Source organism: Bacillus sp. 179-C3.3 HS, from assembly GCF_047229225.1.
In the GTDB taxonomy this organism is placed as follows: domain Bacteria; phylum Bacillota; class Bacilli; order Bacillales; family Bacillaceae; genus Bacillus.
Map to the genome: position 1 here is coordinate 106,143 of NZ_JBFEFT010000004.1, position 15,046 is coordinate 121,188.

16 protein-coding genes and 1 other annotated feature are annotated in these 15,046 nt (G+C 40.7%); of the genes, 11 read left to right on the plus strand and 5 right to left on the minus strand.

Going from position 1 to position 15,046, the window contains the following annotated elements; all coding sequences use genetic code 11:
- Positions 1-52 precede the first annotated feature (52 nt).
- The 5 genes from AB1K80_RS04550 (at position 53) to AB1K80_RS04570 (ending at position 4,190) form a co-directional block, all read left to right on the plus strand.
- Positions 53-706, plus strand: coding sequence for a tetratricopeptide repeat protein (locus tag AB1K80_RS04550; protein ID WP_412855436.1), 654 nt, complete (start codon positions 53-55; stop codon positions 704-706).
- 19 nt (positions 707-725) lie between these two features.
- Positions 726-3,110, plus strand: coding sequence for an ATP-dependent RecD-like DNA helicase (locus AB1K80_RS04555; RefSeq protein WP_412855437.1), 2,385 nt, complete (start codon positions 726-728; stop codon positions 3,108-3,110).
- Between the two features lie 264 nt (positions 3,111-3,374).
- The gene (locus tag AB1K80_RS04560) at positions 3,375-3,833 is read left to right on the plus strand and encodes a prc-barrel domain-containing protein (protein WP_412855438.1); all 459 of its coding nucleotides are present in this window, start codon (positions 3,375-3,377) and stop codon (positions 3,831-3,833) included.
- Positions 3,834-3,846: 13 nt separating this feature from the next.
- On the plus strand, positions 3,847-4,038 hold the full coding sequence (locus tag AB1K80_RS04565) for a hypothetical protein (RefSeq protein WP_003216308.1): 192 nt from the start codon (positions 3,847-3,849) through the stop codon (positions 4,036-4,038).
- A 20-nt stretch (positions 4,039-4,058) separates the two neighbouring features.
- A complete protein-coding gene (locus tag AB1K80_RS04570) occupies positions 4,059-4,190 on the plus strand; it encodes a YrzQ family protein (protein ID WP_003216198.1) in 132 nt (43 codons plus the stop codon).
- 36 nt (positions 4,191-4,226) lie between these two features.
- On the opposite strand, the gene AB1K80_RS04575 is transcribed toward AB1K80_RS04570, so the two are convergent.
- The 4 genes from AB1K80_RS04575 to AB1K80_RS04590 all read right to left on the minus strand — a co-directional run bounded on the left by AB1K80_RS04575 (position 4,227) and on the right by AB1K80_RS04590 (position 7,161).
- Complete coding sequence (locus tag AB1K80_RS04575) at positions 4,227-4,877, minus strand: amino acid ABC transporter permease (protein WP_412855439.1); 651 nt, start codon at positions 4,875-4,877, stop codon at positions 4,227-4,229.
- Between the two features lie 15 nt (positions 4,878-4,892).
- Positions 4,893-5,546 carry an amino acid ABC transporter permease gene (locus tag AB1K80_RS04580; protein ID WP_412855440.1) on the minus strand — a complete coding sequence of 218 codons (654 nt, stop codon included), beginning with the start codon at positions 5,544-5,546 and terminating at the stop codon, positions 4,893-4,895.
- A gap of 63 nt (positions 5,547-5,609) precedes the next feature.
- Entirely contained in the window at positions 5,610-6,419 is an 810-nt protein-coding gene (locus AB1K80_RS04585) for a transporter substrate-binding domain-containing protein (protein ID WP_412855441.1), read from the minus strand.
- Positions 6,420-6,432: 13 nt separating this feature from the next.
- Positions 6,433-7,161 carry an amino acid ABC transporter ATP-binding protein gene (locus AB1K80_RS04590; RefSeq protein WP_412855442.1) on the minus strand — a complete coding sequence of 243 codons (729 nt, stop codon included), beginning with the start codon at positions 7,159-7,161 and terminating at the stop codon, positions 6,433-6,435.
- A 169-nt stretch (positions 7,162-7,330) separates the two neighbouring features.
- On the opposite strand from AB1K80_RS04590, the gene AB1K80_RS04595 reads away from it, so the two are divergent.
- From AB1K80_RS04595 to AB1K80_RS04615, 5 genes are all read left to right on the plus strand, one after another.
- Positions 7,331-8,395, plus strand: a complete 1,065-nt coding sequence (locus AB1K80_RS04595; protein WP_412855443.1) for an AI-2E family transporter — start codon at positions 7,331-7,333, stop codon at positions 8,393-8,395.
- Positions 8,396-8,438: 43 nt separating this feature from the next.
- Positions 8,439-8,648, plus strand: a binding site (T-box leader).
- 83 nt (positions 8,649-8,731) lie between these two features.
- The gene (gene alaS, locus AB1K80_RS04600) at positions 8,732-11,368 is read left to right on the plus strand and encodes an alanine--tRNA ligase (protein WP_412855444.1); all 2,637 of its coding nucleotides are present in this window, start codon (positions 8,732-8,734) and stop codon (positions 11,366-11,368) included.
- Between the two features lie 78 nt (positions 11,369-11,446).
- Positions 11,447-11,713 carry an IreB family regulatory phosphoprotein gene (locus tag AB1K80_RS04605; RefSeq protein WP_008358522.1) on the plus strand — a complete coding sequence of 89 codons (267 nt, stop codon included), beginning with the start codon at positions 11,447-11,449 and terminating at the stop codon, positions 11,711-11,713.
- Positions 11,714-11,715: 2 nt separating this feature from the next.
- Entirely contained in the window at positions 11,716-12,132 is a 417-nt protein-coding gene (ruvX, locus tag AB1K80_RS04610; RefSeq protein WP_412855445.1) for a Holliday junction resolvase RuvX, read from the plus strand.
- Between the two features lie 15 nt (positions 12,133-12,147).
- Entirely contained in the window at positions 12,148-12,432 is a 285-nt protein-coding gene (locus AB1K80_RS04615) for a DUF1292 domain-containing protein (RefSeq protein WP_412855446.1), read from the plus strand.
- Positions 12,433-12,487: 55 nt separating this feature from the next.
- Here AB1K80_RS04615 and AB1K80_RS04620 read toward each other — a convergent pair whose 3' ends face one another.
- Positions 12,488-13,561, minus strand: coding sequence for a hypothetical protein (locus AB1K80_RS04620; protein WP_412855447.1), 1,074 nt, complete (start codon positions 13,559-13,561; stop codon positions 12,488-12,490).
- Positions 13,562-13,767: 206 nt separating this feature from the next.
- On the opposite strand from AB1K80_RS04620, the gene mltG reads away from it, so the two are divergent.
- Positions 13,768-14,850, plus strand: a complete 1,083-nt coding sequence (mltG, locus tag AB1K80_RS04625) for an endolytic transglycosylase MltG (protein ID WP_412855448.1) — start codon at positions 13,768-13,770, stop codon at positions 14,848-14,850.
- The last annotated feature ends 196 nt before the right edge of the window (positions 14,851-15,046 follow it).

Sequence of the window (15,046 nt, forward strand, 5' to 3'; positions counted from 1 at the left end):
AAAAACCTCAACGTCGCTGTTGAGGTTTTTTAATGAAAGGATGATGAGAGTGATGAACCATAATGAGATCGGCATTGAAGCGTTGAATCAAGGGAACATCGAAAAGGCAGCAGAAGCTTTTACAAAAGCGATTGAAGAAAGCCCGAATGACCCTGTTCCCTATATCAACTTTGCGAACTTATTGTCAAGTATCAATGAATTTGAACGCGCTTTAAACTTCTTTCAAAAAGCAATTGAACTTGATAAGACGGCAGCCGCTGCCTATTACGGAGCAGGAAATGTGTATACATTAAAAGAAGACTTTATCAAAGCCAAAGACTTCTTTGAACAAGCATTAAAAGCAGGAATGGAAAATAGTGATTTGTTTTATATGTTAGGGCAAACGCTTATCAAATTAGAGCAGCCGAAGCTTGCGATGCCTTATCTTCAGCGTGCGATTGAATTAAACGAGGAAGATAATGAAGCAAGATTCCAATTCGGCATGTGTTTAGCCAATGAACACATGCTAGAAGAAGCAGTGACGACATTTACAGAAGTTGTTGCGCGTGATCCGCAGCATGCAGATGCCTTTTATAATTTAGGGGTGGCGTATGCGTATTTAGAGAAAAAGAACGAAGCGCTTGACATGCTAGGAAAAGCCATTGATGTGCAACCAGATCATATGCTTGCACTCCATGCGAAAAAGCTGATTCAAGAAGCAGAATAGTCGGAAGGAGGGAAGGCCTGTGCAGGAGAATCCAGATCAAATAAAACTCGAGGATGAACCATTTTTAAAAGGAATCGTCCAAGCTGTTATTTTCCATAACGAGAGCAACTTATACTCGGTGTTAAAAGTGAAAGTTCTTGAAACATCGGAAAACTTAGAAGAAAAAACGGCATCTGTCACAGGCTACTTCCCAGCACTTCATGAGGACGAAACCTACACCTTTTACGGAAAAGTCACGAGTCATCCGAAATTCGGTGAACAGTTTCAGGCAACTCATTTTCAAAAGGAAGTGCCCACCACAAAGCAAGGAATCATTCAATATCTCTCAAGTGATTTATTTGAAGGGATAGGAAAAAAGACGGCTGAAGAAATAGTCGGTCACCTTGGGAATCAGACGCTACAGAAAATTATGAGTGACCCAGCTGTCTTGTACGATGTGCCGCGCCTTTCTAAAAAGAAAGCCGACAAGCTCGCAGCTGCGCTCCAAGAGCATCAAGGATTAGAACAAATCATGATTAACCTCAATCAATATGGTTTTGGTCCACAACTGAGCATGAAGATTTATCAAGTATATAAAAGTGAAACCTTACAGAAGATAGAGGAAAATCCATATCAGCTCGTCAAAGATGTAGAGGGGATTGGATTTATTAAAGCCGATGAATTAGGGGCTAGAACAGGAATTTCTGGAAATGACCCAGATCGAATTCGTGCAGCCCTGCTTTATACAGTGGAAGCAGCGAGTCTACAAGACGGACATACTTACATAAAAACGAAAGATCTCATCATCGAAACCCGTAAGCTGCTTAATCAAACAGGTAATGACTACAAAGTGACAGAAATGGATGTTGCGAATCAAATCATTGCCCTTGGCGAAGGAAAAGAGATGATCATTGAAGACGACCGCTGCTATCATCCGTCCTTATTTTATGCGGAGCAGAGTGTCGCCAAACGGATTCAAAAAATTGTGTCCCAAACAGAATATGCAGATCAATTTCCTGAATCCGAATTCCTGCTTGCACTTGGTGAGTTGGAGGAACGATTAGGCGTACAATATGCGCCGACACAAAAAGAAGCCATTCAAAAAGCGCTCATGTCTCCTATGTTGTTGTTAACTGGCGGACCAGGGACTGGTAAAACAACGGTCATTCGAGGCATCGTGGAGCTTTATAGTGACCTGCATGGTGTATCACTTGATCCAGGTGAATATAAAAAAGATGAATCGTTCCCCATTGTACTAGCAGCACCAACAGGCCGAGCTGCGAAACGGATGACTGAGTCCACGGGGCTTCCTGCCGTTACCATTCACCGGCTACTTGGGTGGAATGGATCAGAAGGTTTCTCACATGATGAGGATGAGCCGATTGAAGGGAAGCTTGTGATCATTGATGAATCAAGTATGCTGGATATTTGGCTTGCCAATCACTTATTTAAAGCCATTCCAGACCATATTCAAGTCATTATGGTAGGAGACGAGCACCAGCTCCCTTCTGTCGGTCCCGGTCAAGTATTAAAAGATTTACTTGCATCAAGCGCTGTGCCGGCTGTTACCCTGACAGATATTTACCGTCAGGCAGACGGTTCAACCATCGTGGAGCTTGCCCATGAGATGAAAAATGGTATTGTACCTCAAAATATCACCACACGTTCAAAAGATCGATCATTTATAAAATGTACAGCTGATCAAATGAAAGAAGTCATTGAGAAGGTGGTTCGCAATGCCGCTCAAAAAGGCTATACAGCAAAAGATATTCAAGTGCTCGCGCCCATGTATAAAGGAAAAGCAGGCATCAATGAATTGAATAAAATGCTACAGCAAATACTGAATCCAAAAAAGCCAAAAGGGCGAGAAATTGCGTTTGGTGATGTCGTATACCGGACAGGAGATAAGGTACTACAGCTTGTGAACCAGCCGGAAAATAACATTTTCAACGGAGATATTGGTGAAATCGTTTCTGTTTTTTATGCAAAAGAAAATACAGAAAAAGAAGACATGGTCGTCATTTCTTTTGATGGCAATGAAATCACCTTCACGAAAAAGGATTTCCACCAATTTACACATGCTTATTGCTGCTCTATTCACAAATCTCAGGGCAGTGAATTTCCGATCGTTGTGCTGCCAGTCGTCAGAAGTTACTATCGTATGCTAAGGCGAAATCTGTTATATACAGCCATCACACGAAGCAAAAAGTTTTTAATTTTGTGCGGTGAAGAGTCAGCATTAGAGTGGGGCGTAAAAAATAATGAAGATTCCCTTCGACAAACGTCCTTAACACAGAGACTAGTTCAGTCCGAGGAAATAATGGATGCGGAACTTCTTGCGCTTCAAAAAGAACTACCTTTTAGCGTACATGACGCCAATATTGGCATGGAGGGGATCACTCCTTTTGATTTCATGCATGAGTAAATGGCTTCCTTCATGGAAGCCATTTCAGCGTGTAGACAAACCCTCGCATTCGTTGTCAGGCCTGCGCGCCGGTGCTCGTCCTTCCTAGACTTCAAGGGTTTTCAATCACGCTGAATAGAAATAGAAGACAAAGGACTAAATAAAATCATTTTAGTCCTTTGTCAACAATCTGAATGGCTTCCATCATGGAAGCCATTTCTTCGTATGAGTGTTGCATGAAACGCACACGATAAGACTGTTCCGCAAAAGGTGGTTGATCACATTTTGAGAACATGTCGAGAGCTTGAAGGAACATCGATTTTTACAGATGTGGCATCTCATTCACTTGGTTCGATCAAAGATATTTGTTTTTTAGCCGGCGGTAGCTGCGGAGGATATGTGTTAGAGGGGAAAAAGAAAGACTGTGCACTGATTCCATTCTCAGCTGGCGACAAACTGACAGACAAAGGTTTATATGTATGCTGTCATGAGGGAGTGGAAATCAAATCGTCTACTCCGTCTCTTTTCTTTTCAACAATGAAAAAGAAAATGATGCAATCAGCAGATGGTGAAAACTTAGGCATTTTGGAAGATGTATACTTTTGCACACATTCGGGCACAATCGTAGCATATGAACTCTCGGACGGCTTCTTTACAGAGCTATCAGGGATTCGGAAACAGCTACGCGCTGCCGGAACCTTGATCCACGTTCAAAAGGAAGCACTTGTTCTAAACCGAACGTAAAGAGGTGCGGATTATGCTCATTTGCCCAAATTGCAAATGTAAAGACATCGGAAAAATTGGCGTCAATCAATATTACTGCTGGGGCTGTTTTATTGAATTGACACTGTCAAAAGGTAAAATATCTACACACCAAGTGGAAGAAGACGGAACACTAAGCAGTTTAGATGATTTGTTTAGTGATGATGAACGTTCAATTCAACTATAAGTGTTAAGGGGGAATTTCGAATGGGAAAAATGACTTCTTCACTATTAACGCTTGGTGCAGGGGCACTTGCATATCACTTTGCGAGTCGATATGATATGCCATCTAAGCGAGATATGAAAAAGCTAAGAAAACGTGTTATGCGTATGATGTAAAGAAAAAGGGCATCCACTTAAGCGGATGTCCTCTTTTTATGCTTGCTTATATTCTAATCGACGGGCAACTAAGGATAAGCTGAAGTTGACGATAAAGTACATCATGGCGGCTAAGAGGAAAATAGGGAGCAAATAGGATTGGCTTTGCCCATTTAAAATTTGAGCGTGGTGCAATAGTTCAGGAAGAGCAATGACGACAGCGAGCGATGTATCTTTTAATAGGGAAATGAATTGGCTTACGATAGGCGGAACCATACGGCGTAAAGCTTGTGGCATAATAATCATTTTTAATGTTTGAAGATAAGTTAAACCAGAAGACCTGGCTGCTTCAATCTGTCCTTTATCAATAGATTTTAGACCGCTTCGAATAATTTCAGAAAGCATTGCAGATTCAAACACAGTTAAGGCAGCGATTGCAGAGGCAGTAATGCTCAGCTGGATGCCAATCTCAGGAAGGGCAAAATACGTAAAAAAGATAATCAGCAATAGTGGCAAATTCCGTATCGTTTCTACCATTACGGCAAGGATCTTTGATAGAATCGGAATTTGTGCAAACCGCAACGTCCCAACAATTAATCCAATGATAAAGCTTAAAATGATCGAGATAAAAGCCACTTTTAAGGTGACGGCAAATCCTTCGAGTAAAAAGACGAGATGATCAGGCTGATAGGCACCTACAAAATCCATCCTGTTTCCTCCTTTCTAGTGGCTTCGTGCTAACCTTCTTTCCACATAGCCCACGCCTAAACTTAATGGAATGGTCAGTAATAAATAAAACATGGCGACAAAGATATAGACATCAAAAGTGACGAACGTTCTAGAGGCGATCAGATCTCCTTGATACATCAGGTCGAATCCTGCGATAACACCTAGTATGGATGAATTTTTGACAAGATTAATAAATTGATTCCCAAGAGGGGGAATGACAATTTTGATGGCTTGGGGCAAAATAATATATCGCATCGTCTCGTTATAAGAGAGACCAGAAGCGCGAGCTGCTTCCATTTGTCCTGTTGGAACAGCTTGTATACCAGCGCGAATCGCTTCGGCAATAAAGGCAGAGGTATAAATGGCGAGTGCAATGGTGCCAGCAGTAAATCCATCTGCTACAATACCAAGCACAGGTAAACCAAAGAAAAAAACAAAAGTGATCAATAATAACGGAATATTCCGAATAAATTCGACGTAAGCCGTTCCTAACCAGTTAAGCGGCCTGAGTGGCGCAATTCTCAAAATGGCAATGAGTGTTCCGATCAAAAAGCTTCCAATCAAAGCAATGACACTGGCGCCAATGGTATATTGAAACCCTTCTAAATAAAGATGAAAGTTCTCCGTTAAAATAGAAAAGCGCAGCAATCAATTCACTTCCTTCCTGATCAACAGGGAGCCCCAAGAGGCTCCATCTGAAGGCATTTGTCTTTATTCTTTGATCCACTTCTTGTAAATGGTGTCATACTCCCCGTTATCCTTTAATTCTTTTAAGGCTTTGTTGATGGCTTCTGTTAATGCTTGATCTCCTTTTTTCACGGCAATTCCATATGGTTCATCAGTAAAGGTCTCGCCAACTACTTCGTAATTTGCATCTTCATCCGCCATGCCAAATAAAATGGCATTATCAGTTGTGAGCACCTGTCCTTGGTTCGATTTTAACGCTGTAAAAGCTTCTTGATAATTTTCAAATTCTAAAACAGATGCCTCAGGCGCCTTTTCACGAATGTTTTGAGAAGAGGTAGAGCCTTTTACCGCAAGCACCTTTGTGCCTTTTTTGAGATCATCAATGGATTGAATGTCGCTTCCTTTTTTCACAAGTAGTGATTGTCCTGCTTCAAAATAAACATCAGAAAAATTGACTTCCTTTTTCCGCTCTTCTGTAATCGTCATTGTCGCGACAATGGCGTGAATATCTCCTTTTTGCAGGAGTGGAATTCTTGTTTTAGACGTGACTTCTTTAAATTCTGCTTTTCCATCATCCCCGAGCATTTGCTTTGTGATCGCTTTGGCGATATCAATATCAAAGCCTTCGATTTCGCTACTCTTCGGATTTTTCAACCCGAATAAACGTGTATCATTTTTGACACCGAAAATGATTTTTTTCTCTTTCTTGACTGCTTCTAATGAGCTTGCTTGTTTGGCATCAGTGGACCCTTTTTCACCTGAACCACATGCAGCCAGTGCAATGATTGTGCAAATCATCAAGATCATGAATCCGATACGCTTTGTTTTTTTCATTCTTTTATTCCCCCTAATGATTTAAAATTCTGCTTAAAAATAATTGCGCGCGTTTCTCGCGAGGTTTTTCATAAAAAGCAGCAGGTGTGGATTCTTCAAGGATTCTGCCTTCATCAATAAACACAATGCGATCAGCCACCTCCCTTGCAAACCCCATTTCATGCGTGACGACCACCATGGTCATGCCTTCACGGGCCAGCTGTTTCATAACATCTAATACTTCTCCGATCATTTCAGGATCAAGTGCTGATGTAGGCTCATCAAAAAGCATCACCTCAGGTTTCATCGCGAGACCCCTTGCGATGGCGACTCGTTGCTGTTGGCCGCCAGAAAGCCTTGATGGATAAGCGTCTGCTTTGTCAGGTATACCGACTTTATTTAAATAAAATTCAGCCGTTTCCTTGGCTTCTTCTTTGCTCACGTTTTTGACTTTCATCGGGGCAAGCATAATGTTTTCTAGTACGGTCTTATGTGGATAGAGATGGAAGTGCTGAAACACCATTCCGATATTTTGTCTGATTTGATTGATGTTGGTTTTCGGGTGATGAACGGACACTTGGTTCACGAGCACTTTTCCTTCATCAATGCTTTCAAGACGATTGATGCACCTAAGCATGGTGCTTTTACCAGATCCTGAAGGACCGATGATCACAACCACCTCACCTTTTTGAATCTGTAGATGAATGTCCTTTAGAACATGAAACTGGCCATAATGCTTATTGACTTCTTCAAATGTGATCATGATGAACCTCCTTTTTGTATTTGTTTTTTGATGAAATTTGAAAGTGGGCAGTGACTTTGGATGGAGCTGTATGTTTCATATGTATTCATTTTTAACAAAGTTAGGACAAATTTTATTTACATGGATAATTGCAGAAGATGGTTGAACAATAAGAGAAGAGGTGAAACAGGTGAAGAAACGTCCGATCGAGTTTCTGATATATGCTGCAGGTGTACTGCTTGTCCTTGCGTCCTTATTCATTTTGATCCAGCTAGATGAATTATGGATGCCGATTTTTTTATTGCTTAAAGCTGTTCTTATTCCACTTCTCATCGCTATTTTTATTTCTTATTTGCTTTATCCGATTGTTGAAAGGCTGCACGGGCGGGGATTACCGAGAACATTCAGTCTTCTACTGATCTATGTGCTGTTTTTCGGAGGGATCGGTTTTGCGGTGTATAAAGGCGCACCTGTGTTGATTTCACAGCTAAATGAGCTGTCAGAACAACTTCCTGTCATTGCAGACACTTATAATGGCGCTTTATCACATATTCATCGTCATACGAGCCATTGGCCTGACGGACTCCATGATCGACTGGATCGATTCATCGTCCAATCAGAAATGTATGCAGCAAATGGTGCAGAGCGAATGATCCTCAGTTGTAAAGTGTTACTTGATTACGCCTTAGTGGCTGCACTCATTCCGTTTCTAGTGTTTTATATGGTAAAAGATATGAACACAATGAAACGGGCAGCGTGGTATTTAACACCTCCGAGATTCAGAAAGAGAGGGCAGTCATTTGTGAAAGCTGTTGATGACTCGCTTGGTGATTATATTAGAGGACAACTTCTTGTCTGCTCATTGATTGGAGCGGCAGCAGCGATCGTTCTTTGGTTGTTTCATATTCCGTATCCGCTTGTGTTAGGTGTGCTCATAGGGGCAACAAATGTGATCCCTTATTTTGGTCCTATTATTGGGTCTATACCGGCTATATTTATTGCGATTACGATCTCAGTGAAGTCGGTGATTATTGTGCTTGTCACCGTTGCTGTGCTGCAGTTTTTAGAAAGCAATATCCTCAGCCCAATGATTGTGGGAAGAAGCCTTCATATGCATCCTGTCGTCATTATGCTTGTGTTACTTGCAGGGGGAGAGTTGTTCGGCTTAATTGGGATGATTTTAGCTGTGCCAACTGCAGCGATTATTCGGGTCATCATTGTCCAATTTATTCACATGAAACGAAGCGTTCATTGACAAGACGGGCCGAGTTGTCTATAATAATTTCGATTCATACATAGTGAATTCAATGATGGACCCGAGTACGTTAAAAAGCTGATGCAGAGAAGGGCTTTATTTGCTGAGAAAAGCCCTATCAGACCTTTAACCGAAGCTAGTCCTGAGTGCAGATAAACACTGCCGCTCTTTTCCGGCGTTATCGGATGTGAAGGTGATAGACGATCATATGTCTATAATCAGGGTGGTACCGCGAGAACATCTCGTCCCTGTGTAAGTAGTTTTCTGCTTGCATAGGGCGGGGTGTTTTTTCGTTTGTGTGGAGTGATAAAAGAATAAAAAAGGAGGATTTACTCAATGAAAACTTTAACTTCTGCTCAAGTGCGTCAAATGTTTTTAGATTTCTTTAAAGAAAAAGGACATGCAGTCGAACCGAGTGCGTCACTCGTACCGCATGACGATCCAACACTTTTATGGATTAACAGCGGGGTCGCGACATTAAAGAAATATTTTGATGGTCGCGTCGTTCCTGAAAACCCGAGAATTTGTAACGCACAAAAATCCATTCGAACCAATGATATCGAAAATGTAGGGAAAACAGCTCGCCACCATACGTTCTTTGAAATGCTTGGGAACTTTTCTATTGGTGACTATTTCAAAGAAGAAGCGATTGACTGGGCATGGGAATTTTTAACGAGTAAAGAGTGGATTGGCTTTGATCCGAACTTGTTATCAGTCACTGTACATCCAGAGGATGAGGAAGCGTATACCCTTTGGAAAGATAAGATTGGTGTCCCTGAAGAGCGGATTATTCGCCTTGAAGGCAACTTCTGGGACATTGGTGAAGGACCAAGTGGACCGAACACTGAAATTTTCTACGATCGCGGTGAAGCGTATGGAAATGACATCAATGACCCGGAATTATATCCAGGTGGAGAAAATGAGCGTTACCTAGAAGTATGGAATCTTGTTTTTTCTGAATTTAACCATAATCCTGATGGCACTTACACACCACTTCCAAAGAAAAACATTGATACAGGGATGGGTCTAGAACGAATGGTTTCTGTCATTCAAAATGTTCCAACGAACTTTGATACAGACTTATTCATGCCGATTATTGGTGCGGTTGAGACCATTTCTGGTGAAAAGTATGGAGAGACAAAAGTAAAGGATACAGCATTTAAAGTCATTGCGGATCACATTCGTACGGTTGCTTTTGCGGTGAGTGATGGAGCGCTTCCGTCTAATGAAGGCCGTGGATATGTTCTAAGACGTTTACTACGCCGTGCTGTACGCTATGCAAAAACGATCCATATCCACCGCCCATTTATGTATGATCTTGTACCAGTGGTTGCCGAGAATATGAAGGATTTCTATCCAGATGTACAAGCAAAAGAAGAATTCATTGCGAAAGTGATCAAGAACGAAGAAGAACGTTTCCATGAAACGTTGAATGAAGGGTTAGCCATTTTGTCAGAGGTCATCAAGAAAGAAAAAGACAAAGGCAGCTCACAAATTTCAGGAGAAGACGTATTTAAACTGTATGACACATATGGATTCCCTGTCGAACTAACAGAGGAATATGCACAAGATGAAAACATGACAGTTGATGCTGAAGGCTTCCAAGCGGAAATGGATAAACAGCGTGACCGTGCAAGAAAGGCGAGACAAGATGTTGGCAGCATGCAAGTTCAAGGCGGTGCTTTAGGCGATATCAAAGTAGAAAGCACTTTCGTTGGATACGAAACCTTAACAGCAGCATCTCGCATCATTGAACTGCTTCAAGATGGTGAAATTGTAGCCGAAGCGCATGAAGGAGAAACGGTTCAGATTCTATTAGACGAAACGCCTTTTTATGCAGAAAGTGGCGGTCAAGTAGCTGACAAAGGATCTTTAAAAAGTGAAGAAGCCATCATTGAAATCAAAGATGTCAAAAAGGCGCCAAACGGACAGCACGTCCATGAAGGATTGGTTGTCAGCGGCACGGTGAAAAAAGGGCTTGAGATGACGGCAGAAGTGGAAACGGCTCTTCGAAAAGGAATTGTCAAAAACCATACAGCAACTCACCTGCTTCATCAGGCACTGAAAGACGTATTAGGCAGCCACGTGAACCAATCAGGCTCATTGGTGAACGAAAACAGACTACGCTTTGACTTCTCTCATTTTGGACAAGTCACAAAAGAAGAGTTGTCACAAATCGAAAAAATCGTCAATGAAAAGATTTGGGAAGGCATCTCTGTTGCGATCGACCTCAAACCAATTGCTGAAGCCAAAGAAATGGGCGCTATGGCGTTATTTGGTGAAAAATACGGCGATATTGTACGTGTTGTGCAAGTAGGCGAATACAGCATCGAGCTATGCGGCGGCTGCCATGTGCAAAATACAGCTGAAATTGGTTTGTTTAAAATCGCGTCTGAATCAGGGATTGGTGCTGGAACAAGACGTATCGAAGCTGTTACTGGCAAAGGTGCCTATGAAGAATTAAATGATCAACTTGCCATTTTAGAAAAGGCAGCAAGTGAGCTAAAAGCAAGTACAAAGGATGTACCGAAACGTATTGCATCTTTACAGGCTGATTTAAAAGAGGTTCAAAGAGAAAATGAATCTCTTCTCGCCAAATTAAGTCAAGCAGAAGCAGGCTCTATTTTAGAAAAAGTCACGGACATTGGCGGCGTCAAAGTATTAACGGAAAAAGTGAACGCAAAAGATATGAACCATTTAAGAACAATGGTAGATGACCTAAAAGCCAAATTAGGATCAGCTGTCATTGTACTTGGAGCGGTTCAAAATGGAAAAGTCAATATTTCAGCAGGTGTGACAAAAGACGTGATTGAAAAAGGACTTCACGCAGGAAAGCTTGTCAAACAGGCGGCTGAAATCTGTGGTGGAGGCGGAGGCGGACGCCCAGATATGGCCCAAGCAGGCGGAAAACAACCAGAAAAGCTTGAAGAAGCACTGGCAACTGTCGAAGAATCTGTCAAATCCGTTTTATAATCTGCCAATGTAGTGTAGAATAATGGTATATTAGATCATGCTTGCTATTAGAATGTTGGAAAAGAGGTGCAAGAAGCAGTGAGTTCATTTGATAAGACAATGAAGTTTAACTTCTCTGATGATTCAGCTGAAACCAATGTGAATGAAGTGCTCATCACAGTTCATGATGCACTACAAGAAAAAGGATATAACCCGATCAATCAAATTGTCGGATACTTGCTGTCAGGCGACCCTGCTTATATTCCAAGACATCAGGATGCACGCAACCTAATTCGTAAACTAGAACGAGACGAATTAATTGAGGAATTGGTTAAATCGTACTTAGAGACACATAAAGAGGCGTAAATATGAGAATTTTAGGCTTAGATTTAGGCACGAAAACCCTCGGTGTTGCCATCAGTGATGAAATGGGATGGACAGCACAAGGGATTGAAACGATCAAAATTGATGAAGCAGGCGGAGACTTCGGTCTCACCCGCCTGTCTGAGATCATATCGGAATATGGAGCAGATAAAATTGTACTCGGCTTTCCAAAGAATATGAACGGTACAGTCGGCCCAAGAGGCGAGGCTAGCCAATCATTTGCGAAAGTGTTAGAAAACACGTACAATGTTCCTGTTGTGCTTTGGGACGAGCGATTGTCTACAATGGCAGCAGAAAAAATGCTCATCTCAGCCGATGTGAGCAGACAAAAGCGGAAAAAAGTCATTGATAAAATGGCGGCTGTTATGATCCTGCAAGGGTATTTAGACAGCTTAACTTAAAATGAGGTGAATCCAATGGAACACGGAGAAAAACAAATTACAATCGTTGATGATAATGGAAATGAACAACTTTGCGAAGTCCTATTTACTTTTGAAAGCGATCATTTCAACAAATCATACGTCCTTTACTACCCAATTTCTGAGCAAGACAACGAAGAAATTGAAATTCACGCGTCAAGCTTTACACCAAACGAAAACGGCGAAGATGGCGAGCTTGAGCCAATTGAAACAGACGAAGAGTGGGACATGATTGAAGAAACGTTAAATACGTTTTTAGAACAAGAAGACGAAGAAGCGTAAAAGAAAAGACCTGCGGAGTAGACGAAATTAGTCTCAAACGCAGGTCTTTTTTTGATCATGGCAGTTTCGAGGTGATGATCAGCTTTTGATTTTTTTCCGGGTGGTTTTGGTGAAGCAAATAAAGACCATTATCAAATGCTAAATCATAATGAGATTTTCCCTTCAATTTACCAAGGTCTTTGATTGAGCCATTCTCTTCTTTGAAGATAAAGTAACCTTCTTCACCAGATCCTTCTCTATAGAGAAGGATCTGTTTCTGATCATCAACCACGATCGATCCACTTCCATCCCTCTCTTTTTTTGTGATGGGTTTTGTTTGTTTAGTTTTCATGTCATAAAAGAGTAATTGACTTTGATAGATTGCTCCTTCAGAATCAGTAAAAGACTTTTCATATAAAAATTGATGATCGTTCAAAAGTTTCCCATCGCTAATCAGATCATGATTTAAATTGACTTCTTGGAGTTCCTCTGTTGTGAAGTTGTAAATATACGCGTGCATCTTTTCATTTTTTTGATTAAAAAACAGGAGCTTGTCTTCGTATACGGAAAGATGTGAATAATCCTTCGTTAGCTTAAAGAGTTTTTTCGTCTGCTTTTTACTTAGGTCTCTCATAAAAATATGTGCTTCATCTTTTTCTTTATGATGAGTTACCCATACAACACGATGACCCGTCAATTCAAGAGTAACATCTAATAACTCTGAATCATCCATCTGTTTGATTAACTCAATTTTTTGTGTTTTTATGTTCATCGCATAATAATTCATTTGTCCACCGAATTGATCACTGTCAATCCAAACGACCCAGTCTTTATTAGATTTGACTTCCTGTATGAAAGGATGATCAAATGTTGTGGTAAATAGTGTTTTGTTTTTTTGTGTTTTTCTATTAAATTCAACCACTTTGTTTGGCATCTCAGAAGGGCTGTGATCGTCTACACTTAAAAATACGCTGTCATCATTGGCTGAGACGGCATGAATACCTTGATAGTTGAGTTGAGTTGTTTGATCTAATACTTTGTCTTCAATTGTCATTTGTATTTGTTTATTTGAAGCAGTCTCTTTTTGATTACAGCCGTAAAGAGAGAGCGTCACCCCTATACTGAATAGGAGTATCATATATTTACGCAAATTGTGTTCCTCCAATGTTCCATGATTTGATTGAAAAAGTTTGTTAAAAAAAAATATAAGACAAGCTTTGAAGATGATACCATCTAAATCATGGAAGAGTAAATAAAATCCATCATCATTTAAGTTTAATTTAATGAGGTGAGTAAGTAATTGCCGAATTCTGCCGAATCATGTACTATAAAAACTAGACGTGAGGAGGGCAATGCATGTTTTCAGAACAAAAGAAACGACCATTTTTCAAAAGGAAAATGGGGATGATCCTGTTATCTGTACTTGGTGTGATCATCATTGCTGCATTATCAGGCTTTATCTATGTTAAATCAGCACTCGGACCAGTCGATCAAAAAAGCAAGCAAACGATTAATATCCATATTCCAAATGGAACGTCTGTCCGAGACATTGCAAGTATATTAAAAGAAAATCGATTGATTTCAAATGACACGCTGTTTACTTACTATGCAAAATACAAAAATGCTTCAGGCTTTAAAGCGGGATATTTCCATTTGAAACAATCAATGGACGCAGATCAGCTCATCAAAAGGCTGACGTCTGGCGGCACAGATTATGCCTTTCAGCTGGTGATTCCAGAGGGGAAACAACTGTCTGACATTGCAACGATTATTGCAAATGAGACGAATTATTCAGCGAAGGAAGTAGAGGCAAAACTAAATGATCCAGGGTTTATTCAATCGCTGATGAAAAAATACCCAAAGACTGTGACATCCCAAGTAGAAGGGAAACTTGTCAAACACCCGTTAGAAGGTTATTTGTTCCCTGCGACGTATCCGTTTTATCGCGAGGATGAGTCACTAGAAAATATCATTGAGACTATGATTAAACAAACCGATCAATACGTGAAAACGTATGAGAAAGACATGAAAAAGAGAAATATGTCGATCCACGAAGTACTGACGCTTGCATCATTAATTGAAATGGAAGCCACAGAAAAGACGGATCGTGCAAAAATCTCGAGTGTTTTTTATAACCGGTTAGAAATGGACATGCCACTGCAAACAGATCCAACGGTTCTTTATGCGCTTGGTGAGCATAAGTCGCGCGTTTATTATAAGGACTTAAAGGTGAAATCACCGTACAATACGTATGGTAACAAAGGGCTTCCACCAGGACCAATTGCAAATGCGGGGGAATCTTCGTGGAAAGCTGCACTACATCCGGAAAAAACAGACTTTGTTTACTTCCTTGCGAAGAAAAATGGAGAAGTCGTTTTTACGAAAACGTTGAATGAACATAATAAAGCAAAAGCCAAATATATCACAGGCAACAGTTAATGCATGTGAAAGAAAAAGACTGTAGACAAAAGACAATTTGCCTACAGTTTTTTTTCATGGCAACTCCCATTTTATAGGTTCGCAAATATAATTTCTTTGTGGTAAAATATATCGGGTTGTTTTTACTTAGATGAACGAAAGATTGACGTAAAAGAGAGCTGCATAAGGCAGGACTCTTCTTTTTCAGGTCATGAAG

Bases quoted from the DNA above. Each gene is read 5' to 3' on its own strand.
- AB1K80_RS04550 (WP_412855436.1), top strand. From the start codon at position 53: ATGAACCATAATGAGATCGGCATTGAAGCGTTGAATCAAGGGAACATC.
- AB1K80_RS04565 (WP_003216308.1), top strand. From the start codon at position 3,847: ATGCTCATTTGCCCAAATTGCAAATGTAAAGACATCGGAAAAATTGGC.
- AB1K80_RS04570 (WP_003216198.1), top strand. From the start codon at position 4,059: ATGGGAAAAATGACTTCTTCACTATTAACGCTTGGTGCAGGGGCACTT.
- AB1K80_RS04575 (WP_412855439.1), bottom strand. From the start codon at position 4,877: ATGGATTTTGTAGGTGCCTATCAGCCTGATCATCTCGTCTTTTTACTC.
- AB1K80_RS04585 (WP_412855441.1), bottom strand. From the start codon at position 6,419: ATGAAAAAAACAAAGCGTATCGGATTCATGATCTTGATGATTTGCACA.
- AB1K80_RS04590 (WP_412855442.1), bottom strand. From the start codon at position 7,161: ATGATCACATTTGAAGAAGTCAATAAGCATTATGGCCAGTTTCATGTT.
- alaS (WP_412855444.1), top strand. From the start codon at position 8,732: ATGAAAACTTTAACTTCTGCTCAAGTGCGTCAAATGTTTTTAGATTTC.
- ruvX (WP_412855445.1), top strand. From the start codon at position 11,716: ATGAGAATTTTAGGCTTAGATTTAGGCACGAAAACCCTCGGTGTTGCC.
- AB1K80_RS04615 (WP_412855446.1), top strand. From the start codon at position 12,148: ATGGAACACGGAGAAAAACAAATTACAATCGTTGATGATAATGGAAAT.
- mltG (WP_412855448.1), top strand. From the start codon at position 13,768: ATGTTTTCAGAACAAAAGAAACGACCATTTTTCAAAAGGAAAATGGGG.